22 protein-coding genes and 1 riboswitch are annotated in these 22,889 nt (G+C 31.0%); of the genes, 15 read left to right on the forward strand and 7 right to left on the reverse strand.

Annotation, left to right across the window (positions count from 1 at the left end; genetic code table 11):
• Positions 1–55: 55 nt before the first annotated feature.
• From crtID to LOS86_RS09715, 3 genes are read left to right on the forward strand one after another with little or no spacing between them, the layout of a single operon-like run.
• The gene (gene crtID / locus LOS86_RS09705) at positions 56–1,516 is read left to right on the forward strand and encodes a bifunctional phytoene desaturase/3,4-desaturase (RefSeq protein ID WP_231841908.1); all 1,461 of its coding nucleotides are present in this window, start codon (positions 56–58) and stop codon (positions 1,514–1,516) included.
• 1 nt (position 1,517) lies between these two features.
• On the forward strand, positions 1,518–2,357 hold the full coding sequence (locus LOS86_RS09710) for a phytoene/squalene synthase family protein (RefSeq protein ID WP_231841909.1): 840 nt from the start codon (positions 1,518–1,520) through the stop codon (positions 2,355–2,357).
• A gap of 48 nt (positions 2,358–2,405) precedes the next feature.
• On the forward strand, positions 2,406–2,849 hold the full coding sequence (locus tag LOS86_RS09715; RefSeq protein ID WP_231841910.1) for a sterol desaturase family protein: 444 nt from the start codon (positions 2,406–2,408) through the stop codon (positions 2,847–2,849).
• A 25-nt stretch (positions 2,850–2,874) separates the two neighbouring features.
• Here LOS86_RS09715 and LOS86_RS09720 read toward each other — a convergent pair whose 3' ends face one another.
• From LOS86_RS09720 to LOS86_RS09740, 5 genes are all read right to left on the reverse strand, one after another.
• Entirely contained in the window at positions 2,875–3,411 is a 537-nt protein-coding gene (locus LOS86_RS09720) for a GFO_1091 family lipoprotein (RefSeq protein WP_231841911.1), read from the reverse strand.
• A 3-nt stretch (positions 3,412–3,414) separates the two neighbouring features.
• Positions 3,415–3,942 carry a GFO_1090 family protein gene (locus LOS86_RS09725; RefSeq protein WP_231841912.1) on the reverse strand — a complete coding sequence of 176 codons (528 nt, stop codon included), beginning with the start codon at positions 3,940–3,942 and terminating at the stop codon, positions 3,415–3,417.
• Between the two features lie 7 nt (positions 3,943–3,949).
• Positions 3,950–4,390, reverse strand: coding sequence for a PG0215 family putative anti-sigma factor (locus LOS86_RS09730; protein WP_231841913.1), 441 nt, complete (start codon positions 4,388–4,390; stop codon positions 3,950–3,952).
• On the reverse strand, positions 4,371–4,886 hold the full coding sequence (locus LOS86_RS09735; RefSeq protein WP_231841914.1) for a GFO_1088 family ECF-type sigma factor: 516 nt from the start codon (positions 4,884–4,886) through the stop codon (positions 4,371–4,373). The genes LOS86_RS09730 and LOS86_RS09735 overlap by 20 nt, the downstream gene beginning before the upstream one ends.
• Before the next feature lie 113 nt (positions 4,887–4,999).
• Complete coding sequence (locus LOS86_RS09740) at positions 5,000–6,937, reverse strand: TonB-dependent receptor plug domain-containing protein (protein WP_231841915.1); 1,938 nt, start codon at positions 6,935–6,937, stop codon at positions 5,000–5,002.
• Between the two features lie 254 nt (positions 6,938–7,191).
• Positions 7,192–7,466: riboswitch (cobalamin riboswitch) on the reverse strand.
• A 32-nt stretch (positions 7,467–7,498) separates the two neighbouring features.
• On the opposite strand from LOS86_RS09740, the gene LOS86_RS09745 reads away from it, so the two are divergent.
• The 6 genes from LOS86_RS09745 (at position 7,499) to LOS86_RS09770 (ending at position 13,204) form a co-directional block, all read left to right on the forward strand.
• Complete coding sequence (locus LOS86_RS09745) at positions 7,499–8,392, forward strand: energy transducer TonB (RefSeq protein WP_231841916.1); 894 nt, start codon at positions 7,499–7,501, stop codon at positions 8,390–8,392.
• Between the two features lie 246 nt (positions 8,393–8,638).
• Positions 8,639–9,769, forward strand: coding sequence for an ABC transporter substrate-binding protein (locus LOS86_RS09750; protein ID WP_231841917.1), 1,131 nt, complete (start codon positions 8,639–8,641; stop codon positions 9,767–9,769).
• Between the two features lie 196 nt (positions 9,770–9,965).
• Entirely contained in the window at positions 9,966–10,991 is a 1,026-nt protein-coding gene (locus tag LOS86_RS09755) for a FecCD family ABC transporter permease (RefSeq protein ID WP_231841918.1), read from the forward strand.
• A gap of 115 nt (positions 10,992–11,106) precedes the next feature.
• Positions 11,107–11,892, forward strand: coding sequence for an ABC transporter ATP-binding protein (locus LOS86_RS09760; protein ID WP_231841919.1), 786 nt, complete (start codon positions 11,107–11,109; stop codon positions 11,890–11,892).
• Between the two features lie 70 nt (positions 11,893–11,962).
• Positions 11,963–12,721 (forward strand): dienelactone hydrolase family protein, encoded by a 759-nt coding sequence (locus LOS86_RS09765; protein WP_231841920.1) that lies wholly within the window; start codon positions 11,963–11,965, stop codon positions 12,719–12,721.
• A gap of 18 nt (positions 12,722–12,739) precedes the next feature.
• Positions 12,740–13,204, forward strand: a complete 465-nt coding sequence (locus tag LOS86_RS09770; RefSeq protein ID WP_231841921.1) for a hypothetical protein — start codon at positions 12,740–12,742, stop codon at positions 13,202–13,204.
• A 67-nt stretch (positions 13,205–13,271) separates the two neighbouring features.
• Here the strand turns inward: LOS86_RS09770 and LOS86_RS09775 are convergent, their stop codons facing one another.
• Both LOS86_RS09775 and LOS86_RS09780 read right to left on the reverse strand, forming a co-directional pair.
• Entirely contained in the window at positions 13,272–13,838 is a 567-nt protein-coding gene (locus tag LOS86_RS09775; protein ID WP_231841922.1) for a pseudouridine synthase, read from the reverse strand.
• Between the two features lie 354 nt (positions 13,839–14,192).
• Positions 14,193–14,909, reverse strand: a complete 717-nt coding sequence (locus tag LOS86_RS09780; protein ID WP_231841923.1) for a hypothetical protein — start codon at positions 14,907–14,909, stop codon at positions 14,193–14,195.
• A 468-nt stretch (positions 14,910–15,377) separates the two neighbouring features.
• Here LOS86_RS09780 and LOS86_RS09785 point away from each other — a divergent pair, with 468 nt between their 5' ends.
• The 6 genes from LOS86_RS09785 (at position 15,378) to LOS86_RS09810 (ending at position 22,848) form a co-directional block, all read left to right on the forward strand.
• Positions 15,378–16,880: a reverse transcriptase domain-containing protein gene (locus tag LOS86_RS09785; RefSeq protein ID WP_231841924.1), complete on the forward strand. Its 1,503-nt coding sequence runs from the start codon at positions 15,378–15,380 to the stop codon at positions 16,878–16,880.
• Positions 16,881–16,910: 30 nt separating this feature from the next.
• Positions 16,911–18,254 (forward strand): DNA recombination protein RmuC, encoded by a 1,344-nt coding sequence (locus LOS86_RS09790; protein WP_231841925.1) that lies wholly within the window; start codon positions 16,911–16,913, stop codon positions 18,252–18,254.
• A 2-nt stretch (positions 18,255–18,256) separates the two neighbouring features.
• The gene (locus tag LOS86_RS09795) at positions 18,257–18,805 is read left to right on the forward strand and encodes an acyl-CoA thioesterase (protein WP_231841926.1); all 549 of its coding nucleotides are present in this window, start codon (positions 18,257–18,259) and stop codon (positions 18,803–18,805) included.
• Between the two features lie 51 nt (positions 18,806–18,856).
• Positions 18,857–19,981, forward strand: coding sequence for a hypothetical protein (locus LOS86_RS09800; RefSeq protein WP_231841927.1), 1,125 nt, complete (start codon positions 18,857–18,859; stop codon positions 19,979–19,981).
• 10 nt (positions 19,982–19,991) lie between these two features.
• The gene (locus LOS86_RS09805) at positions 19,992–22,055 is read left to right on the forward strand and encodes an FG-GAP-like repeat-containing protein (protein WP_231841928.1); all 2,064 of its coding nucleotides are present in this window, start codon (positions 19,992–19,994) and stop codon (positions 22,053–22,055) included.
• A gap of 121 nt (positions 22,056–22,176) precedes the next feature.
• Positions 22,177–22,848 carry a hypothetical protein gene (locus LOS86_RS09810; RefSeq protein ID WP_231841929.1) on the forward strand — a complete coding sequence of 224 codons (672 nt, stop codon included), beginning with the start codon at positions 22,177–22,179 and terminating at the stop codon, positions 22,846–22,848.
• Positions 22,849–22,889 lie beyond the last annotated feature (41 nt).

Raw genomic sequence — 22,889 nt, forward strand, 5'->3', positions numbered from 1 at the left:
AAGTTTGCTTTTGTTTAACTTTTTATTATCTTTGTTAAACAAAAATATTAAAATAGTGAGTAAAAAAATCGCCATTATCGGATCTGGATTTTCATCGTTAGCAGCTTCATGCTATTTAGCAAAGCAAGGTAACGATGTAACAGTTTTTGAAAAAAACAGCACCATAGGAGGAAGAGCTCGTCAACTTAAAAAAGAGGGATTTACTTTCGATATTGGACCAACGTGGTATTGGATGCCTGATGTGTTTGAACGTTTCTTTGCCGATTTTGGTAAAAAACCTTCCGATTATTACGAATTAATTAAACTCTCTCCCGCTTATCAAGTCTATTTTGGACATTTAGATTTTGTAACCATTGCTGACAATTTACCAGAAATTGTAAAAACTTTTGAATCCATAGAAAAAGGAAGCGGTAAGCAATTAGAACAATTTATGGCAGAAGCTAAAAGCAATTATGATATTGCTATTAAGGATTTAGTATATCGTCCAGGAGAATCGCCTTTGGAGTTGATTACTTTAGAAACAGCCAAAAAAGTGAATCAATTTTTTAGTAACATTAAAAAAGATGTTCGAAAACGATTCAAAAACATGAAACTGGTTCAAATTTTAGAATTTCCTGTTCTATTTTTAGGAGCTAAACCAAGTGATACACCTTCTTTTTACAACTTTATGAACTTTGCCGACTTTGGCTTAGGAACTTGGCATCCAAAGAATGGAATGTATTCGGTGATTTTAGCAATGGAATCTTTGGCTAAAGAATTGGGTGTAAAAATCGAAACGAATGCTAATGTTCAAAAAATTGACGTAACTAATGGAAAAGCATCGGGGTTATTAGTAAACAATAAAATTGTTACCGCAGATATAATCTTGAGCGGTGCCGATTATCATCACTCAGAAACTTTATTAGATGAGAAATACCGTCAATACTCAGAAAAATATTGGGAAAACAAAACATTTGCTCCTTCTTCACTCCTATTTTATGTAGGATTTGATAAGAAAATTGAAAATGTAGAACATCACTCTTTATTTTTCGATGTAGATTTCGATATTCATGCCGAAGCAATTTATGACAACCCAAAATGGCCTGAAGAACCATTATTTTACGCAAGTTTTCCATCAAAAACCGATGAAAATTCAGCTCCAGAAGGAAAAGAAGCGGGTATATTTTTGATTCCGTTAGCGCCAGGTTTAGAAGATACATACGAGTTACGAGAATTATATTTTGAAAAAATAATAACACGATTAGAAAAATTAACTAATCAAAGTGTAAAAAATAATATTATCTTTAAAGAATCATTTTGTGTAAATGATTTTGTTAAAGAATATAATTCGTACAAAGGGAATGCGTATGGTATGGCAAATACCTTATTGCAAACTGCTTTTTTAAGACCTAAATTGAAAAGTAAAAAAGTGCAAAACTTGTATTTTACTGGACAATTAACAGTACCAGGACCGGGAGTACCGCCGTCTTTAATTTCAGGAAAATTAGTTGCCGATTTAATAAAAAAGTATCAATAGTATGAAGTCCATTTTTGATAACGTTTCATTTGATTGTAGCGTAAAAGTTACAAAAGCGTATAGCACGTCATTTTCATCTGCTGTTAAAATGTTAGCACCCAGCATCCGTCAAGATATTTATAACATCTACGGATTTGTACGTTTTGCTGACGAAATTGTTGATACTTTTCACGATTACGATAAAGAAGCTTTGTTTTCTCAATTTGAAAATGAATTAAGCCTTGCGCTATCTCAAAAAATAAGTTTAAATCCTATTTTAAACTCATTTCAACATACCGTAAATAAATATAACATTCCAATGGATTTAATTGATGCGTTTATGCATAGTATGAAGTTGGATTTACATAAATCAGTTTATACCACAGTTGAAGAATACAATCAATACATTTATGGTTCGGCAGATGTTGTAGGATTAATGTGTTTAAAGGTTTTTGTAAATGGAAATGATGAAAAATACGAAGAATTAAAGCACAGCGCTATGCGATTAGGTTCTGCTTTCCAAAAAGTGAATTTCTTACGCGATTTAAAAGCAGATTTTGAGGATTTGAGTAGAACATATTTTCCAAATACTGATTTGTCTCGTCTAGACGAAGCTTCAAAACAGCAAATTATTAATGAGATTCAAGCTGATTTTGATGCCGGATTTGAAGGCATTCAAAAACTTCCAATTGAAGCTAAATTTGGTGTTTACACTGCTTACATTTATTACAAGAAATTATTAAGTAAATTAAAAAAGACTCCGTCTGTTGAAATTAAAAATACGAGAATTCGTGTTCCAGATTATGAAAAAGTGGGATTATTAGCTAAATGCTACTTGAATTACAGATTAAATATTTTGTAGAATAATTGAAGTTAGATTTGAAAATTAATTATTGAAATTTAAAATGCTATGTGGATACATATCTTAGTTTTTTTTACCACTTTTTGCTTTATGGAATTTATGGCATGGTTTAGTCATAAATACATCATGCATGGATTTTTATGGGTTTTACATGCCGATCATCACAAAAAAGATCACGATTCTTGGTTTGAACGAAATGATGCTTTCTTTATTTTTTATGCATTAGTAAGTATTGGTTGCTTTCTTTTATGGAAATATGAAATTTTTATTTATGGATTAGCCATAGGACTTGGAATTTTAGCTTATGGAATTGCCTATTTTTTTGTACACGATATTTTTATTCACCAACGATTTAAATTGTTTAGAAATGCTAACAATCGGTATGCAAGAGCTGTAAGAAGAGCACACAAGATGCATCATAAGCATATAGGTAAAGAACATGGTGAATGTTTTGGAATGTTAATTGTTCCTTTCAAATACTTTAAAAACTAAAAAATCCCGCTTAGCGGGATTTTTTTTATTGTTTCATAAATTGTTCTAAAGGTTTCAATTGATCAATATCCAATTTTGATTTTTGAAGTAATTGTAACATATTCATTACATGAGTAGGATTCATATCATTTCCTAAAACACGTACTACCGCAAAACCATTTTCTTTCTTGCCAGCTAAAAACACAAATTCATCAATGTGTTCATCATCATTACCTACAAAATATACAGCTGCACCATCGTTTCCAGAACCTATTTTCATTAATTGTTGATAGCTTTCATCTTTTAATATTGATTTAACTTCTTTGATCTCATTTTCATATCCTACAGTATTAATAGAATCACTTTTAAAAGCTAAAACATTCATTTTATCAAAAGATTGTAAGGCTTCTTTTTCAGTATTAGATAATGAAACCTTATCTGTTTTTAAAACATCCGATGATAAGTCTAATGTAATAAATTGAGAAGATTCTGCTTTTTTTACAAAGTACTTTTGCAATGTTGGTTTGTTATTACAACTTACCACAAAAAACACGCTTAATAGGAGTAAAAGGAATTGTTTCATATCTTATTTCTTTGAAGCTTTTTTTAAATCATCTCCACCAGGCAAACTCATTTTTTCAGTTAACATCGAAATTTCATCTAAATTAAAGTTTCCTGTTAATGATAATACAATTGTACTGGCTTCTTTCATATTAGCACCTTCTATAAACATTAAAAGCTCTTTTACAACATTTTGATTAGCGCCCGATTTCACATAAATTTTTACATTTTTACCATCGCTATTAACACGCATCAATTCTTCTAACGGATTAGACTTCAAATAAGAATTTACCGTTGCTTTCATATCAGCTGCAATCTTTGCATTGTTTGTAGTGAAAACTTTTAAGTTTTCTAATTTTTTAAGCAAATTCATATATTGTTGCATTTCTTTATCTTTTGCATCAACTTTTACTTTGCTCATCATTTCAAACATTTTTTTATTTACTACAACAGATGTAACACCATCTTTATCTTCAAATTTATCAAAAGATCCTTGTGCAAAAGAAACCACTGATGCAAATAAAAACGCTATAACTACTACTAAATTTTTCATTTCCTTATTATTTAAAAATTGTTTTTTTTGATTTTTCATATTCTTCTAAATATACTACACTTTCCATGCCAATGTTAACTTGTTCAGATACCATTTTTAAGGCTTTTTGGGTAGCAATAAATGCTTCTTCTGGATTATCATAAGTTCCCAAATCATCTTGTTTTGAAAACGAAGGATAATAAAAAGTAGCTAATCCAAAAAGGACAGCAAAACTTGCAGCGATACCTATCCATTTTACAGTATTTTGTTTTCTAGGTTGTAATGGAAGTTTTTGCTTGAATTGCGTTTCTTTTTGTATTTCAAAGTAACCAAATAACGGTTGATATTTTGCCAAATGTGGCGCCACATCGTTGGAAGAAAAATAGGCCTTTAATTGTTTTTCTTCTGCTATTGTAGTTTCTCCTTGAAAGTATTTTTCCAATAATTGTTCAACTAACTTGAGTTCCATAATTATGTGTTTTTTCAATTTGTTCTCTTAAGGTTTTTCGCGCTCTTGACAACGCTACACGAACCGCTGTTTCATTCATTTCTAATACTTGAGCAATTTCTGAAAATTCATATTCTTCAATTTCTCTAAGTTGCAATATCATTCGTTGCTGTTCTGGTAATTCACCTATAAGCTTTTCTGCCCATTGCAACGTATTTTGATGTTCAATTTGTGTTTCAACACTTACTTGCTTGTCTTGATAATTGCTATGCACAATTTGCAAATTTGTAGCTCTTTTACTTTTAAGTTGATCCAAACAATAATTCTTGGTCATCGTCATCGCTAAAGCTTCCACACTATTGTATTGTTCCAAAGAACTGTTTTTATTCCATAACCTAACCAACACTTCCTGGGTAGCGTCTTCTGCCTCCTCAGTACTAACGAGCATTCGTTTCGCTAAACGAAATAACTTATCCTTGAAAGGAGTGATTATTTGTACAAACTCGTTTTGGTTCATATTAATTGGTTGGTTTATAATGAAGACGAATGTAATTTAATTTTGTTACAAAATGAAAAAAGGTTTTGATAAAATTATACCAAAACCTTTTAAAATCAATTTGTTATTTAGTTTTAAAACATAAAGTTCAAACCTAGTTTAAAGTTTCTACCTCTTGAATTATAACCGATTACTTCTTGAAAATCTTCATTAAAAATATTGGTTACTGAACCAAAAACTTGCAAACGATTTGGTAAAACCTCATATGAAATATTGGAATTTACTAACTGATAAGCTGATAAATTAACTCCTTCAGTTGCCCAAATATTTGAATTATAGAAAGCATCATTTCTTTTGTCAACGTATTGATAATTAATTCCGAATGTTCCTCTTTTTAATTTAAAGCTCAAATCTACATTTCCTTTGTGTTTTGGAATCAAACGATTTAATTGCTCTTCTACTTGAGTAAATGTATAATTTCCTCCAATATTCAAATTATCTGATAAGGCATAACGAGCACTAACTTCAACACCTTTCGCATTAAATGTGCCATCTACGTTTATGTAATAAGACTCAAAAGTTGTTGAATCAAAGAAAAATCCAATTGTATTACTTTCTTCTCTATAAAAACCAACCGCATTAATCGTTAATTTTTTATCCAATAATTGCGATTCAAAACCAAATTCTGCCGTAGCATTTTCTTCTGGAGTTAAGTCTAAATTCCCGTAAGGACCATATAATTGGTACAAACTTGGCGTGATGAAAGCCGTACTGTAGGAAGCTAATACTTTCAATGGTAAATTTTCAAACGAATAACTCGGATTAAAATTATACACTGCTTGATTTCCGTATTCGCTATGGGTATTGAAACGAGCTCCAGCATTGACATTCAAACCAAAATCGGAATTAAAAACCAATGCCGCATACGGATCTAATAAATTGAACTTCGCTCCTTCTCTTGCCACATCGGTATAAGCGTCTTTTTGTGTCATATCGAAATATTGATATTGCGCACCTAAAACCAAATATAGTTGTTTGCTGAAATTGTATTTATTGAAAGCATCAATCGAAGCACTTCTTCCTGAATAGTTATAAGTATCAATCGTTCCCGACCACGAATTTGAAATATTTAACACTCTATCAATAGTTGAAGCTCCTGCATTAATGGCAAATTCTCCTTTATTATATTTGTATTTTGGCAAGAATCCGATTCTAAATTGTTCCGAAAAACTATTGTTATTCAAATCGTCAGAATTCGCAATAATACCATCAAACGAATTGTCGAAAGTGTTTTTGATTCGGTCATAATTCCCGAAAAACTCAAAACTTAATTTATCAGTTGCCTTGAATCCGATTCTTTGCAACACATTCACTCTCGAAAACGTATCTTCTTCAAAATTTTCTCCAGCGGCTTCTGACATTCCTTTCGTTTCTGTGCTGTTTAAAGTGGTCATGTAGGAAACTTTATTGATGGTCCCGTTTACCGATAATCCTTGATTAAAATCTTGTGCACTTGTCTTTGAAGTTTCGGAAGAATTTTGCGTTCCCATATTGATGTACGCATTTCCTGAAATTTCCTTTTTAGCAGATTTTTTCAAAGTAATATTGATTACTCCTGTTGCCGCTCCTGTTCCGTATAACGTGCTCGAAGCGCCTTTCATTACTTCAATTTTCTCGATTTGTTCTACTGGAATCAAACGCAAATCGTATTCGATATTAATTCCTGAAGCATCAGAAACCGGAACACCATCAATGTAAATAGCAACCTGACGATTACGACCACCACGAATGTAATAACCTAAGTTTTTTCCATTAAACGATTGATTTCCATTGATTTCCACTCCAGCAACCTGACTCAAAACATTAGCCAAATTTTGACCTTTTTTAGCTTCTAAGTCTTGTGCAGTAATCACTTCAATAATTTTACCTGATTTTTCTTTGCTTTGCGCAAATTTTGTATCCGAAATAACAACTTCTTTTAAGTTGTTTACCTTTAGCGTATCTGATTCTTGAGCATACGCAAAAGCAGTAGCTAGTGTGAAAACACTTAAGCCAATAAACTTTTTGTTCATTTTAGGGTTAATAAAAAAATGCTGAACTAATTTTTCAACACATAGAATCATAGCTGAAATAGAAAGTAAAAAGGCATTTCATTTAACATAGATAACAAAGCGCTATGTGTAAAAATAATTTTTCTAAAACAACCTTTAAAAAAAACTACAAACTATGTGACTATGTGTTTAAACCAATCACTTCAATCAATAATTAATAATCTGGGAGAAAAGCACAGAATTTACCCATACTCAAACTTTTTTTCCCGAAAGTTTGTTACTCAATGAATGTGGCAGGTCTCCTGGCTTGCGTCTTGTTATCAACCTTCTCATTCGCCGTGGCGAACAATGGTAATGTAGAAAATAACAAGCTTGATAGCTTACAGTTGCGGGTACAGCTCAAGATTTTTGATTTTAGATTGATGATTTTAAATTTCAGAATAACTTCAAAAATCTTAAATCCTTAATCAATAGTCATCAATCACTTGATTCCCTTTTAATGTTGTTTTGAAAAAAATCAGAAACAACAACCAAAATTCGAGTGCAAAGGTATTTTAATTTTGTTTACATTTGAAAAAAAATATGAAAAAATATTTTTACATTGTTGTTCTATTAAGTTTGAATTGTTTGTCTCAAGTGAATTCAAATGAAAATCAAGAAATTTTATCGTTTAACAAAGTTGACGTAATTCCAATTTTTGAAAATTGCAAAAATGAGAAGAAAGACAATCAAAGAGATTGTGTTGTAAATTTAATCAATGCTCACATTGAAAAAAATTTGAAATATCCTGAAGAAGCCAAAAAAGTCAATCTAGAGTCTAAAGTTTTTTGCACTTTTATAATTGATGAAAATGGGAAAGTAACGGTAACTGAAGCCAAAGGAAAGCCAACATCATTTAAAAAAGCATTTGAAAATGAAGCCATTCGAGTGCTTAATTTACTTCCAAAGTTTATTCCTGGCAAACACAACGATAAATTGATAAAAGTTCAAGCACAATATACAGTTGAGTTCAAATTGAAAGATGATAAAATTGAAATAATAGATTATGAAAACACTCCAATTGTGGTAATGAGCGACGAAACAATAGTTGGAGAACCCAATTATGAAGATGAAGTGATTCCTTTTCAAGTAGTTGAACAAATTCCTTTATTCAAAGAATGTAAAATGGTAGAACTTGAAAATCAGAGAGAATGTTTTCAAGAACAAATGAAAAAGCATATAGAAACACAATTAAGATATCCTGAACACGCTAAACAATTTAAGGCTCAAGATCGTGTAATTACGCTTTTTGAAATTAATAAATTAGGCTATGTTACTAATATTAAAGTACGTTCTAGATTAAATGATGAATTTAGAATTTTATTTGAATCAGAAGCTAAACGAATCATTGGAACATTACCACAATTTTCTCCAGGTTTACAAAGAGGAAAAACTGTAATAGTCTCTTATTCAATTCCAATAAATTTCAAATTATAATCTACTTTTTCTTATTCATCTTACGCCACAACCAAATAAACCCAATTACAAAATGTACTAAAATGATTGTTGCTACGGCATATATGAAAGCGTTGGAATCTGTTCTCATGTTTTTTATGGCAAATTTAGTGGTTTTGGTAATTTCTTTCTGTCTTATTTGTTACACAAAGTTATAGAAAAAAACCTTTGCATCTTAGCGTCTTTGCGTGCAGAAAATAAAAAACTACTTTTGCAAAAAACATTTTCATGCGTCATTATATCTTTTTAGCTGTTTTATTTTTAGGATTTATCCAATGTAAAGAATCAGAAAACTCAGCAAATCTTTCTAATTCAGTTCAAAACTATATTCAACATTCGGAAGGATTTTCAATTGTAAAATATGAAGGCTTTTCAATTGTAAAAGTTTCAAATGCATATCCTGAAGCTAAAGACAATTACACCTATGTACTTCATAAAAAAGGAGTTCAAATTCCAGATAGCTTACAACAATTTACTTCTATTGAAGTTCCTATTAAAAAAGTAATCGTTACTTCAACTACGCACATTCCTGCTTTGGAATCTTTAGGAGTAGAAAATACTTTAATTGGTTTTCCAACCACACAATACATATCATCTGAAAAAACAAGAGCTTTAATCGATGATGGAAAAGTGAGAGATTTAGGTTCCAATCAAGGATTAAATATCGAAGTCATTTTAGACATTCAACCCGATGTAATCGTAGGATTTAGTGTGGATGGCGATTTGAAAACCTACAAAAACTTAGAAAAAAACGGTCAGAAAATCATCTTCAACGGCGATTGGACTGAAAAAACACCATTAGGAAAAGCCGAATGGATTAAATTCTTTGGTGCATTATATGATTTAGACAAAAAAGCAACTGAAATCTTCAACTCAATTGAGAAAGAATACAATTCCGTATTAGATTTAGCGAAAAATGCCAAAACCCAACCCACTATTTTTGCAGGTGCTATCTACGAAGACCAATGGTTTTTACCACAAGGCGATAGTTGGGCAGCTTATTTCTTAAAAGAAGCCAACGGAAATTATTTATGGAAAGATTCCAAAGGAACGGGAAGTTTAGCTTTATCGTTTGAAAGCGTTTTAGACAAAGCAAAAGATGCTGATTTTTGGATTGGTCCAGGGCAATTTACATCGATTCAACAAATTTTGAATAACAACCCAAATTACATTCACTTTAAAGCAGTTGCAACTAAAAACGTGTATTCCTTTAGTACCAAAAAAGGCAAAACAGGAGGTGTTATTTATTATGAATTAGCACAAAATCGACCTGATTTAGTTTTAAAAGATATTGTGAAGATTTTACATCCTGAAGTGTTGCCAGATTATGAGTTGTTCTTTTTTGAGAAGCTGAAGTAAAATTGAAACCTGATTTCAAATTGAAACACATAGTCACATAGTTTAGCTTTATGTAAATTTTAGGCGTTTCACTTTACATAGTTAACATAAGCTATGTGAGAATGAAATGATTTCAACAGAACTTTACTTTACATTTTTTCTATGTGACTATGTGTTTAAAAACCCAAAAAACGTAATTTAGCCAAAAATTCAACGCATGCCATTAACCAAAAAACAAAACCTTCTTTTCATCCTCTTGCTTGTCGCAATGGTGTTTTTGTTTTTGGTAAATATTAGCTTAGGTTCGGTTTCTATTCCTTTGAAAGAAGTCGTTAAAGGACTTTTCTCGCAAGAAATGAGTAAGGAAAGTTGGGAAATCATTCTGTGGAATTTCCGTTTTCCAAAAGCCATAACCGCAATTTTAGTTGGAATTGGACTTTCGATGAGCGGCTTGTTGATGCAAACCTTATTTCGAAATCCATTGGCAGGACCTTATGTTTTGGGATTGAGTTCGGGTGCGAGTTTGGGTGTAGCGTTTATCATTTTAGGAACAGGATTTTTACCCACTTTTATTTCATCTTTCTTTTTATCAAATTACGGATTAATTTTAGCTTCGAGTTTAGGAAGTTTATTGGTTTTTATGGCCGTTTTAATGGTATCGAAAAAACTAAAAGACACCATGGCAATCCTAATTGTCGGATTGATGTTTGGAAGTTTCACTAGTGCCATAGTTTCGGTTTTATCTTATTTTACTTCGGCTGAAAAATTGCAGAAATTCACTTTTTGGTCAATGGGAAGTATTTCGAATTTATCTTGGAATGAAATTTCGCTTTTATCTGTTTTTGTAATCATTGGAATCGGAATTAGTTTTATGGTAATTAAACCTTTGAATGCTTTACTTTTGGGTGAAAAATACGCCCAAAGCATCGGAATCAATTACAAGAAAACGCGTTATTTAATTATTATCGCCACCAGTATTTTAGCAGGAAGCATCACCGCTTTTGCAGGTCCGATTGCGTTTATTGGTTTGGCAGTTCCACATATGGCGAAATTGTTGTTTCAAACGAGTAATCATTTTGTGTTGTTTTGGAGTACGCTTTTACTTGGTGCCATTGTGATGCTTTGTTGCGATACAATTGCTCAAGTTCCTGGAAATGATATAACCTTACCTATAAATGCAATAACCTCAGTAATTGGAGCGCCTGTGGTGATTTGGTTGTTAGTTAGAAAGAAACGGTTTTAGATTAAAACTTAAATTAAGATAAAACCTATTTAAACATTTAAAAAACTTTAGTTTCTAAACAAAACTCAAAAAAAACTATGTTTCTATGTGGTAAACCCTATTTTTGTAATTCATAATGAACCACCTAAATTTCACCATACAAACCCAAAACCTTTCGATTGGCTATAAATCCAAATCGGAAACGATTACTATTGCTCAAAACATTAATCTTGATTTAGAAAAAGGCAAATTAATCGCATTAATTGGTGAAAACGGAATTGGGAAATCAACATTACTAAAAACTTTAACAGGAATCATTCCACCTTTACAAGGCCAAGTAACTTTACTAAACAAATCACTTCAAAGTTACAAACCACTTGATTTAGCGCAAGAATTAAGCATTGTTTTAACTGAAAAATTGCCACCAAGTAACTTAACCGTTTACGAAATCATCGCGTTAGGAAGACAGCCTTACACCAATTGGTTAGGAACATTATCCGAAGAAGATACAATCAAAATTGAAGAAGCGATTGCCTTAACCGAAATCCAACATTTGGTTCACAAAAAACATGATGAAATTAGCGATGGTCAATTGCAGATAGCTTTGATTGCTCGCGCTTTGGCTCAAGATACTTCGATTATCATTTTGGATGAACCTACGACACATTTAGATTTAGTTCACAAGGCAACTTTATTGAAATTATTGCAAAAATTAACTCATGAAACTGGCAAAACCATCCTCTATTCTACTCATGACATCGATTTAGCAATTCAAATGACTGATGAAATGATAGTGTTTACTCCAAACCAAATTGTGCAAGACCAACCTTGTAATTTAATTCAAACTGGGATTTTTAATTCGTTATTTGATACCGAACATTTGACTTTTGATGCTTCCATTGGCAAGTTCAAAATCAAATAATTTATCCCAATTTTACCTTTTGTTTAACTATTTCTGTTATCGATTTTCATAATTTTACTAAAAAAAAGTTATGAAGTATCTATACATTACCTTACTCTTAGCAACAATGAATAGCTTTGGACAATTAGTAAAAGTAGATTACGCCGATGGTAATCAAAAATTAGAAGGATTTTTTGCTAAAGCACAAAAAGCTAATCCTAAAAAAGCAGGTGTTATAGTTCTTCCTGCTTGGATGGGCGTTGATGCCCACGCAAAAGAATCTGCAGAATCGTTGGCTAAATTAGGTTATCATGCTTTTGTAGCAGATATTTACGGAGTTGGAAACAATCCAAAAAATACAGGTGAAGCTGGAAAAAATGCAGGTTTCTACAAAAACAATCCTGCGGAATATCAGAAAAGAATTCAATTGGCAATTGACCAATTAGTAAAAGCGGGTGCTGATAAAAATCAGATTGCGGTTATTGGTTATTGTTTTGGTGGAACAGGTGCTATCGAAGCGGCTCGTGGTAATTTAAATGTAAAAGGTGTGGTTTCTTTTCATGGCGGTTTAGGAAAAGCTGCAAATAGCCCAACTAATGAAATTAAATCGAAAGTTTTAGTATTACATGGTGCGGATGATCCTTTTGTTCCTGCAAATGAAATTGAAGCTTTCCAAAACGAAATGCGCGAAACGAAAGCCGATTGGCAAATGATTTATTATGCAAATTCAGTTCATGCCTTTACACACAAAGATGCCGGAAACGATAACAGCAAAGGAGCTGCATACAACGAATTAGCCGATAAAAGAAGTTGGGAAGCGATGAAAACGTTTTTTATGGAAACTTTTTAACATCTTAATAATCAGCAATTGAAAAAAATAATTTTAAGAATCATAATATTTCTTGTTGGAGTAGGAATAGCTTTTCTTACTGAATCTTTTTTTCGTGGTTTCATTCAAGATGTTTTTCAAATATCAACCTCTGATAAAATTCAATTCATTGGAAAGAACATTTATTTTATTCCAAATGTTATTTTTTTACCAATTTTGGGATTAAGTTTAGTAACATTATCAATTGAAAATTCAAATAAAAATAATTTTCAAATTTTTATAAACATACTCCGAAGTTTATTACTATTTTTTATTTCAATTATTCTAATATCTGCTGTTGATGCAAACTTAAAAGTTATTGAATGTACAGCTTGTATTGATGGAATTAGAAAATTAAATTCGAATGATATTAACTATGGGATAATTTTAGGCAGTAGTTTGTTAATTTCAATTATTCCAAGCTTAATTAAAATTAAAAAAACAAACTCAAAAAAAGGAATCTGATTTTTTAATCTTTTATTAATCCAAAAAAACAGAAAATAGTTATTTCACCTGAAATAGCTGTTTTTTTTTATACATCAAAACCACTCACTTCAATAACTTCACCTGCTTTTAAATCATTCAAATGAATATTTCCTACACGCACACGAACCAATCGCAAGGTGGGAAAACCAACCGCAGATGTCATTTTTCGCACTTGACGAAACTTACCTTCGGTTAAAGTTATCGAAACCCAAGACGTTGGGCCGTGACGTTCATCTCGAATCTTTTTGCCGCGTTCGCCTATATTAGGAATAGATTCTAATTTGAAAGCTTTACACTTTTTGGTTTTGTATTTTTTACCATGTAAACCGATTTCAACTCCGTTTCTTAATTGTTCTACAGCTTCTTCGGTAATGATTCCATCCACTTGAGCGTAATATTCTTTTTCTACTTTTTTGCTTCGGACAATTTCGCTCATCATGCCATCGGTAGTCAACAAAAGTAAACCTTCAGAATCTTCATCTAAACGACCAATTGCCATAGTATTTTCGGGAAAATCGTATAATTCGCCCAACAATTTTTTCTTGCGTTTTAATTGGTAAATAAACTGCGATAAATATCCGTAAGGCTTATGAATAAGAAAGTGATGATGCATTTAGAAATTCCGTTTTGGTGTGGCGAAGATACTAAAAACTTGTTGGAGTGATAAAAAAATAAGGAGGCCTTATTTAAGACCTCCCTGTGTCGATTTTGATTTATTACGTTTTTCTGATCTGCTATAACTTGAGAAGAATAAACGACTGAATCTCTTTTTAGATATGTAACTAACGATATATTCAATAACTAATCAAAATCACATAGTAAAAGTATAAAAAATTTCAACGCAAATAAATGGTTTTTAATTGTTTAACATATAATTATCATTCGAATTCGATGAACGAAATATTACATCGACAAACTTGCTTTTAATAAAATTTCGAAGAGTTTTTAGTATGTACATGTATGAGTTTTATTTCTCTTCAACCGCAATAACTCCCTTTGATTTAAAAGGATTGTAATCTATGAAAAACTCAATAGGCAAATATTGCTCACTGAATTTTTGTTGAAAAGAATTGAACCATTTGACCTTTATAAAATTTGTAGATGCTTTTCTTTTAGGTTTACCATTATTATAATACAAATCATTATATGTCTCATTTTTACAACCACAAATAACAAAATCAGGAGTTATATAATTTACAACATATTGCCTTGTAATCTTTTTTTCTTCTTTTCCATTACTGTCAACTTCAATTTTAGACGATTCCCTTTTTTTGAAAGCTTCTACCTTTTTAGTCTTGAAATAAACAATCTTTCCGAATTCATATTTAAATTTTGGATAATTTAAAACTTCATCAATTAATGCAATATAACCTTCTGCTTGTTTTTTTTCATCAACTTTAGCTATATTCAAACTCTTAATACTTTCTAGTTGAGAATGATAAAGATGTGATTCAATAAATTCACTTTTATTGTCATCAAAATGTACACAAATATATTTTACTTTTTCAGCAATCCTATTTCCTGAAACATCGTCAAACTCTTTTTTATCCTTGTTCTCAAAAAGGATTTCTTTTACTATCATTATTGGAGGAACATATTTTCCATCTCCTTTTATATATAAATCAAAAAGTAAAGGATGTGTTTTAAATGTAACTAAATCTCCTAAGTTAAAATTTTCATTCATAATTTTTTGTTTTTATAAAAGTAGAAAAAATATTACATTTACACAAAGTAAGGAAGTTCTTTAGTTATTGAAATAAAACATTTGTTGAACTATTGTATTTATTTAGCAATAAATAAATCACTTAATCAAGACCAATTTTGGGATAATAAATATGTTGATTAAGAACAAGGTAATTTCTTTCTAATTTCCAAACATCTAACGTTAGAAATTTGGAAATCGAAAGAAACGCAATTAATATTTCTATATATTTGATTTCTGTCGGGATAATTCCCCATAGTTGAGAGATAGTTTCAATCATAGTTAAAGCTGTGTTTATTATTTCAATCATTTGTAATAAGTTAATTTGCAAATATACGTACAAAGACAACGGGAGTCGAGAACTCGGCTAATGGTTCAATTTCATTGAAATGTTACGTTTTATTTCGTTCAAAATTCCGTGCGAGAACTTCTCTTACTTTTATTTAAATTATGATAAAAACAAAGGATTGGTTTAAAGACAGAGGTTATCCTCATTTTTCTAATAAAACTCCATTATCTATTAAAAAAGATATCGAGAGTTACGTTTCTAATCCAAAAAAAGTAGCTCAACATTCATTCTTACCTTTAATCTTCAAAGAAATCAAACAAAGGAGATATAAGCTTTCAGATTTTAATGGAATAAAAAGACATTCTCATAAAAAATTAGACAAAAAAGGGAATGTTGTTTCTAACTCTAAAATCAGAGAAATTCTTTATGCTTCACATATTGACGCTCATATTTATTCCTATTATACTCAAAAAGTAATTTCTCCAAAATATGAAGCGTACTTAAATAAAAACATTGAACTCTCAAATTCAATTTCAGCATACAGACAGATTTTAACTGATGATAAAATAAAATTTAAAAACAATGTTCATTTTGCTAAAGATATTTTTGATGAAATAAAAAAAAGAGAAAACTGTGTTGTATTAGCTTTTGATATTGAAAACTTTTTTCCTACGCTTAATCATAAAAAATTAAAACTAATTTGGGCTAAAATTTTAGGTTGCAAAGCATTACCAAAAGATCATTACAATATTTTTAAAGCAGCAACGAAATTTACTTATGTTAAACTAAATGATTTAAAAACGAAGAATAATCATTTTGATGAAAAAAAATTAGCACAGCTAAAAAAAGAAGGGAAACATACTTTTTTTAATTATGTAAAAGAATTAATTGATTCTGATATAATAATCCATAAAAACCAAAAACATAAAAATGGAAAGATAATTGGAATTCCGCAAGGACTACCAATTAGTGCTCTCTTAGCGAATATTTACATGTTGCCATTTGATGAATCAATAATAAATGAATTAACCATAAAACATTATATATTTTATAGAAGATATTCTGACGATATAATTGTAATTTGTAAAGAAAATGAAGTTGAATTTGTGGAAGAATTTGTCATTAATCAAATAAAAGAAATCGAATTAGTAATTTCTAAAGAAAAGACAGAAAAAACTCTATTTAAAACTGATAATAGCAAACTACAATCATTCAAAATTAATGGCAAAGAATTGATTAAAGATATACCTTTAAACTATCTTGGTTTTGAATTTTATGGTTACAAAACATTGGTTAAATCAAAAAACTTAGCAGGATTTTACAGAGATTTAAAAGATACTATAAGAAGAAAATCGAAAAGAGTTGAAAAAATAAACGAAAACAAACTTCTTGATGAATCACCAATATTTAAAAGAAAAATATATAGATTATATAGTTTCAAAGGAACTAAATCAAGATTATTAGATTCTAAAAGAAGTGGTTATATTAATGGAAAGTTAGTTGTCAAACCCTTCCAACGAAAATATAGAGGAAACTATATAAAATATATTTATACAGCTTCAGAAGAAATGAATGCTCCAGAAATAAAAAAACAAATAAGAAGACATTGGAAAATTCTTCAATCAACATTAAGAAAATATAATTTTTCTAATGTAAAAAAGTAATCATAAATTTACATATTAAAATATTAAATCATGAACGAAAGCATTTACATCATAATTGCATTTATAATAGCACTAATCATTGGGATTTTTATTGGAAAAATAATATTTTCTGCAAGTTCTAATTCTGAAAAAGCTACGCTTTCAGAAAAAAATATTGGATTAATTTCTCAAATTGAGCAATTGAAATCTCAGATAAATCAACTCAATTCCGAAAAAGAAACCCTGCAAAAAGAAAAGGAATCGTTAGCCATTCATTTGGCTAAAAAAGAAAATGATTTCGATAATTTATTGGAACGCAATAAAGAACAAAAGCAAGAAGTAGAGCAACTTCAAGAGAAATTTACTAAAGAATTTGAGAATCTAGCTAATAAAATTCTGGAAGAGAAAACCGTAAAATTCACCGAGCAAAATAAGGAGAATTTGAAAAATATTTTGTCGCCTTTACAAGACAAAATCCAACTTTTCGAAAAGAAAGTCGAAGATACGCATAAAGAAAGCATTGATTATCATGCCGCGTTACGCCAACAAATTTTGGGACTTCGCGAAATGAACGAACAAATGAGTAAGGAAACCATCAATTTAACCAAAGCGTTAAAAGGCGATAGCAAAATGCAAGGAAATTGGGGTGAATTGGTGTTAGAACGCGTGTTAGAAAAATCGGGATTAGAGAAAGACAGAGAATATTTCGTGCAACAAAGTCACGTTACAGAAGACGGTAATCGAGTATTTCCCGATGTGATTATCAATCTTCCTGATGGCAAGAAAATGATTATCGATTCAAAAGTAACATTAACCGCTTACGAACGTTACATCAACGAAGAAGATTCGGAAGTAAAAAATCAACATTTAAAAGAGCATATCGTTTCAATTAATCGACATGTGGAGCAATTGAGTAGTAAAAACTATCACGATTTGTACCAAATGGAAAGTCCAGATTTTGTGTTGCTCTTTATTCCTATTGAATCCGCTTTTGCAGTAGCATTAAATCAAGATACTAGCTTGTACAACAAAGCTTTCGAGAAAAACATTGTGATTGTAACACCTTCTACTCTTTTGGCTACTTTACGTACAATTGACAGCATGTGGACGAATCAAAAACAACAAGAAAATGCGATTGAAATAGCACGTCAGGCTGGAGCTTTATATGATAAATTTGAAGGTTTCGTTTCCGATTTGATTAAAATTGGAAAGAAAATGGATGAAGCCAAAGCCGAATATGGAAACGCTATGAATAAGTTAATTGACGGAAAAGGAAACTTAATTACTAGCGTTGAAAAATTGAAAAAAATGGGTGCAAAAGCCAAAAAAGCACTTCCAGAAGCCGTGTTAAAAAGAGCTAATGCGGATACTGAACCAACTGAAGAAATCGAATAATTATGACTATAGCCAATACTGTTGAAGCTTCAAAAATAACCTTGAGTGAATTGATGTTACCTTCCCATTCTAATTTTAGTGGTAAGATTCATGGTGGTTATTTATTAAAATTGATGGATCAAATCGCTTTTGCCTGTGCTTCTAAGTATTCTGGTTGCTATTGTGTAACCGCTTCTGTGGATACGGTTGATTTTTTAAATCCTGTAGACGTGGGTGAATTGGTAACCTTAAAAGCATCCGTAAACTACGTTGGAAAAACTTCGATGGTGGTGGGGATTCGAGTAACATCAGAACACATTCAAACGGGTGTAAAAAAGCATTGTAATTCGAGTTATTTTACAATGGTTGCAAAAGATGAAAACGGACAAAATGTTGAAGTTCCAAAGTTAATTTTATCCAATCTAGAGGAAGTAAGACGATTTTATGATGCCATAAGACGAATAAATCAGAAGAAGAATTTAAAAGATCAAGAAGAAAAGTTCGACCACACTAGTGAATCGGCACTACATAATTTAAAAAATTACAACGTAATTGTGAAAATTAACAATTAAATTACGTTTATTTTGAAAAAATATTATATTTGTTTAAATATATATACAAATATGATAAAAAAATACTTAACTCTCTTCCTTATTGCAATTGTTTTTGGGGTCATTTTTTCTTGTTCCAGCGATAGTGATGACGAATACACTCCTATTTCACCGGTAACTGTAGATTTAACTCAGGTACCTTATCCTAAACTTTCTGATTACAAATTTTTTGAAGGCGATTTAAAAAATCTTAATCCTGCTTTAAATGTAATCCCGTACGAACCAATTTCATCTTTATTTACAGATTATGCTCATAAAAAAAGATTTGTTTGGTTCCCAAATGGAACAAAAGCTACCTATAACGGTGATGACCAAATTTTAGAATTACCTGTTGGAGCAGCTATCATAAAGAATTTTTATTATGATAACGTTCAGCCATCCAATGTTAGAAAAATTATTGAAACTAGAATCATGATAAGAAAATCCGATGGTTGGATTTTTGCAGATTATGTTTGGAATGAAGATCAAACAGAAGCCGATCTTGACCTAAACGGAAGCACTAAAAATATTGATTGGATTGATGATAATGGTGCCAGTAGAACAGTGGAATATCGTATTCCAAATGAAGTTCAATGTATCGTTTGTCATAAAACAAAAACCTATGAAAATGGTAATTATGTTCAAATAAATGTACCTATAGGAATTAAACCTCAAAATTTGAACAAAGCTTATAATTACGGTAACGAAACTAAAAACCAATTAACAAAATGGATTGAACTTGGGATGCTTGAAAATAATTTCTCATTACCAACCGAAATAAATACCGTTGTAGATTATAACGATACGAGCAAACCACTTGAAACAAGAATGAGATCTTATTTTGATATAAATTGCGCTCATTGTCATAAAGAACATGGTCATTGCGATTATCGACCAATGCGATTTGCATTTTCTGAAACCTATAACAACCAAACCAATATGGGGGTTTGTGTTGACACTCAAGACATGCAGAGTTTTCCTCCTGCATTATCAAGACTTGTAACACCTGGAAACACAGGACGTTCAATGCTTTATTACAGAATGAATACTGTAGATGAAAGTATAAGAATGCCACTTCATGGAAGAACTTTAATTCATGACGAAGGTGTACTTCTTGTTGAAGAATGGATAAATTCAATAACAACTCCTTGTAACTAACAATACAACTATGAAAAAAACTACACTTTACTTATTTTTAACATCCCTACTTACGTTTACTATTCAGGCGCAAGATACTTGTAGTGGCGCGTTACCACTTTCAGGACCTGGAACATACGCTGTTGGGGTGATTAATGGTACTCCACCAACTACCTTTTGTGCTCCAAATGGAGCTATTCCAACTGCAAATGTTCCTGCAGGAGAATGGTATAGTTATACACCTACGCAAAATTATTCCGTGACACTAACTTCTGATATTGCTTTGAATAATCCTAGAAAAGATACACGCGTTCACGTATATTCTGGAAACTGTAGCGCGTTAACATGTGTTGCTGGAGATGATGACACAGGTTCTGGATATTCATCTGTAGTAACTTTTAATGCTACTGCTGGAACAACTTATTACATTGTATGGGATAACAGATGGTTAAATACAACAAACAATACAGGATTTAGTTTTCAACTAACCGAAAGTACGATTGTAATTCCATCTACACCTATTTCATATACTACTCAAACAATTTCAACCATTAATAGTCAATACAACATTTGTGTTGTAGATATGAATGGAGATTTTAAAGACGATATTGTTGGAATTAGTGCCACTAATATGAGAATTCATACACAATCAAGCACTCCAGGAAATTTCGTTATTAAAGATATTCCTTTAACAGGAACGGTTTTATTACCAAATTGGAGTTTAGCAGCTGGAGATTATAATAGAGATGGATATAATGATATTGTACTAGGTAATGGTAGTGGTGCCACTATTTTAACATCTTCAAACAATGGTACGGAGTATTCAACAAATACACCTGGACAGTACATCTTTTCTCAAAGAACCAATTTTTCTGATTTAAATAATGATGGTAATTTAGATATTTTTGTTTGTCATGATATTGCACCAAGTTGTTATTATTTGAATGATGGTGCTGGAGGTTTAACTTTTTATCAATCCACAGTAACTCCTGGCGCAATGAGTATTGCAACATCAACAGGGAATTACGCAACATTATTTACAGATTTTGATAACGATGGTGATTCAGATGTTTTTGTATCAAAATGTTCTGGACCTCCTTGTGAATTATATCGTAATGATGGTAATGGTGTATATACTAATATTTCGGCTATAGCTGGCATTAACATTACTCCTATCCAAACTTGGTCATCTGCAATTGCAGATTTTGATAATGACGGTGATATGGATATTATTATCACGGCAAGTGCTGGAACCCACAAGTTTTTTAGAAATGAATTAAATACTACTAATAGTGTTGAAGAAGCCTATTTGAATATCACAACTGGCTCTGGGTGGGATACAAATAGTTCAACAAATATTGACAACATTGCCTATGATTTTGATAATGATGGTAAAGTTGATGTACTTGGCGGAGGAAATAAAATTATGTTTAATCAAGGGAATAATGTTTTTGCCCCTGTAACTTATACTGGATTAACCGTTTCTGCAGTGGGTGATTTAAATAATGATGGATTCTTAGATTTTCAAAACGGCACAACAATTCGATATGCGGTACCAAACGGAAATAATTGGATTAAAGTAAATCTTCAAGGTATTCAAAGTAACCGTAATGGAATTGGAGCAAGAGTTGAAATTTATGGTGCTTGGGGAAAACAAATTAGAGATATTAGAAGCGGTGAAGGATTTAGACATATGAGCACTTTAAACGCTCACTTTGGAATTGGAACTGCAACTGAAATTACGCAAATTGTAATTATTTGGCCTTCTGGAATTGTTGACGTTATTAACAATCCAAATATCAATGAAGCGTTATCTGTAATTGAAGGATCTAGTCCTTTAAGCTTAGTTAATAATGAAAATTCAAAAATCATCATTTATCCTAACCCAACATCAGATATCATAACTTTATCAAACATAGAAACACTTTCAGTTAAAAACATTTCTATTATATCAACTTTAGGAAAAGTTGTAAAAAATGTTGAATTAACCAACTCTAGTTTTTCTGTTTCTGATTTAACAGAAGGATATTATATTCTAATGATTGAAACCACTAACGGAGAGAAATATTCCGAAAGTTTTATAAAGAAAAATTAATTTAAAAGTCGGGCAAAGCCCGACTTTTTTTTGTTACATATTAAAAACTGTAACAAACATCATTATATATTTTTATTTTAGATAAATATTTGCTTATTTTTACTCCATTAAATCCTTACAAATGAAGAAACTTACAAAAATTGCATTCACCTTATTATTATTTGTGAATGTTTCAATGAATGCGCAAACTGCGTTAAAAAATGGTTCAGTAACGTATAGTATGACTATGCCTGGTGCAAGTGAAGAAATGGCTGCAATGGGAGAAAGTACAATTACCGTTAATTTTAATGAAAAAATTCAAGCTACTGATATGAACATGATGGGTGGCATGATGTTAATGAAAACCATCGTTCCTGTTGGAAATGAAAAAGATTCTAAAATGACTGTTGAAGTAATGGGAATGAAATATGAAATTACAGATGCTGGAGCAGAAGCAACAAAAAACAACAATGGATTAGGTAATTTAGAAAATGCTAAAGACATTGTATATGATAAAAAAGACACAAAAGAAATTGTTGGCTTTAAATGTTACAAAGCAACGGTTACTATGAACGATGGATCTACAAGTGTATTCTATATTACAGAAGCTATTGCACCTCAAGTTCAAAAACCAGATGCTAAAATTAAACTTACAGGTTATCCGTTAGAAATGACAGTTCAAACTGCTCAAGGTGATATGGTAATGAAAGCTATTAAATTTTCGAAAGATGTTCCTGTAGATGCATTTACTGTTGGTGAAGGCTTCACAAAAGTTACTATGGAAGAATTCCAAAAACAAATGGGTGGAATGTAATTGAAACCTTATGAGTTGTCCTAAAAAAGGTTGACTCGTTA

The organism is Flavobacterium cyclinae (genome assembly GCF_021172145.1).
Classification (GTDB): Bacteria; Bacteroidota; Bacteroidia; order Flavobacteriales; family Flavobacteriaceae; genus Flavobacterium; species Flavobacterium cyclinae.

Coding starts and splice junctions, on each gene's coding strand:
- LOS86_RS09710 (WP_231841909.1), top strand. CDS start 1,518: ATGAAGTCCATTTTTGATAACGTTTCATTTGATTGTAGCGTAAAAGTT.
- LOS86_RS09715 (WP_231841910.1), top strand. CDS start 2,406: ATGTGGATACATATCTTAGTTTTTTTTACCACTTTTTGCTTTATGGAA.
- LOS86_RS09720 (WP_231841911.1), bottom strand. CDS start 3,411: ATGAAACAATTCCTTTTACTCCTATTAAGCGTGTTTTTTGTGGTAAGT.
- LOS86_RS09725 (WP_231841912.1), bottom strand. CDS start 3,942: ATGAAAAATTTAGTAGTAGTTATAGCGTTTTTATTTGCATCAGTGGTT.
- LOS86_RS09730 (WP_231841913.1), bottom strand. CDS start 4,390: ATGGAACTCAAGTTAGTTGAACAATTATTGGAAAAATACTTTCAAGGA.
- LOS86_RS09735 (WP_231841914.1), bottom strand. CDS start 4,886: ATGAACCAAAACGAGTTTGTACAAATAATCACTCCTTTCAAGGATAAG.
- LOS86_RS09740 (WP_231841915.1), bottom strand. CDS start 6,937: ATGAACAAAAAGTTTATTGGCTTAAGTGTTTTCACACTAGCTACTGCT.
- LOS86_RS09745 (WP_231841916.1), top strand. CDS start 7,499: ATGAAAAAATATTTTTACATTGTTGTTCTATTAAGTTTGAATTGTTTG.
- LOS86_RS09750 (WP_231841917.1), top strand. CDS start 8,639: ATGCGTCATTATATCTTTTTAGCTGTTTTATTTTTAGGATTTATCCAA.
- LOS86_RS09755 (WP_231841918.1), top strand. CDS start 9,966: ATGCCATTAACCAAAAAACAAAACCTTCTTTTCATCCTCTTGCTTGTC.
- LOS86_RS09760 (WP_231841919.1), top strand. CDS start 11,107: ATGAACCACCTAAATTTCACCATACAAACCCAAAACCTTTCGATTGGC.
- LOS86_RS09765 (WP_231841920.1), top strand. CDS start 11,963: ATGAAGTATCTATACATTACCTTACTCTTAGCAACAATGAATAGCTTT.
- LOS86_RS09775 (WP_231841922.1), bottom strand. CDS start 13,838: ATGCATCATCACTTTCTTATTCATAAGCCTTACGGATATTTATCGCAG.
- LOS86_RS09780 (WP_231841923.1), bottom strand. CDS start 14,909: ATGAATGAAAATTTTAACTTAGGAGATTTAGTTACATTTAAAACACAT.
- LOS86_RS09785 (WP_231841924.1), top strand. CDS start 15,378: ATGATAAAAACAAAGGATTGGTTTAAAGACAGAGGTTATCCTCATTTT.
- LOS86_RS09790 (WP_231841925.1), top strand. CDS start 16,911: ATGAACGAAAGCATTTACATCATAATTGCATTTATAATAGCACTAATC.
- LOS86_RS09795 (WP_231841926.1), top strand. CDS start 18,257: ATGACTATAGCCAATACTGTTGAAGCTTCAAAAATAACCTTGAGTGAA.
- LOS86_RS09800 (WP_231841927.1), top strand. CDS start 18,857: ATGATAAAAAAATACTTAACTCTCTTCCTTATTGCAATTGTTTTTGGG.
- LOS86_RS09805 (WP_231841928.1), top strand. CDS start 19,992: ATGAAAAAAACTACACTTTACTTATTTTTAACATCCCTACTTACGTTT.
- LOS86_RS09810 (WP_231841929.1), top strand. CDS start 22,177: ATGAAGAAACTTACAAAAATTGCATTCACCTTATTATTATTTGTGAAT.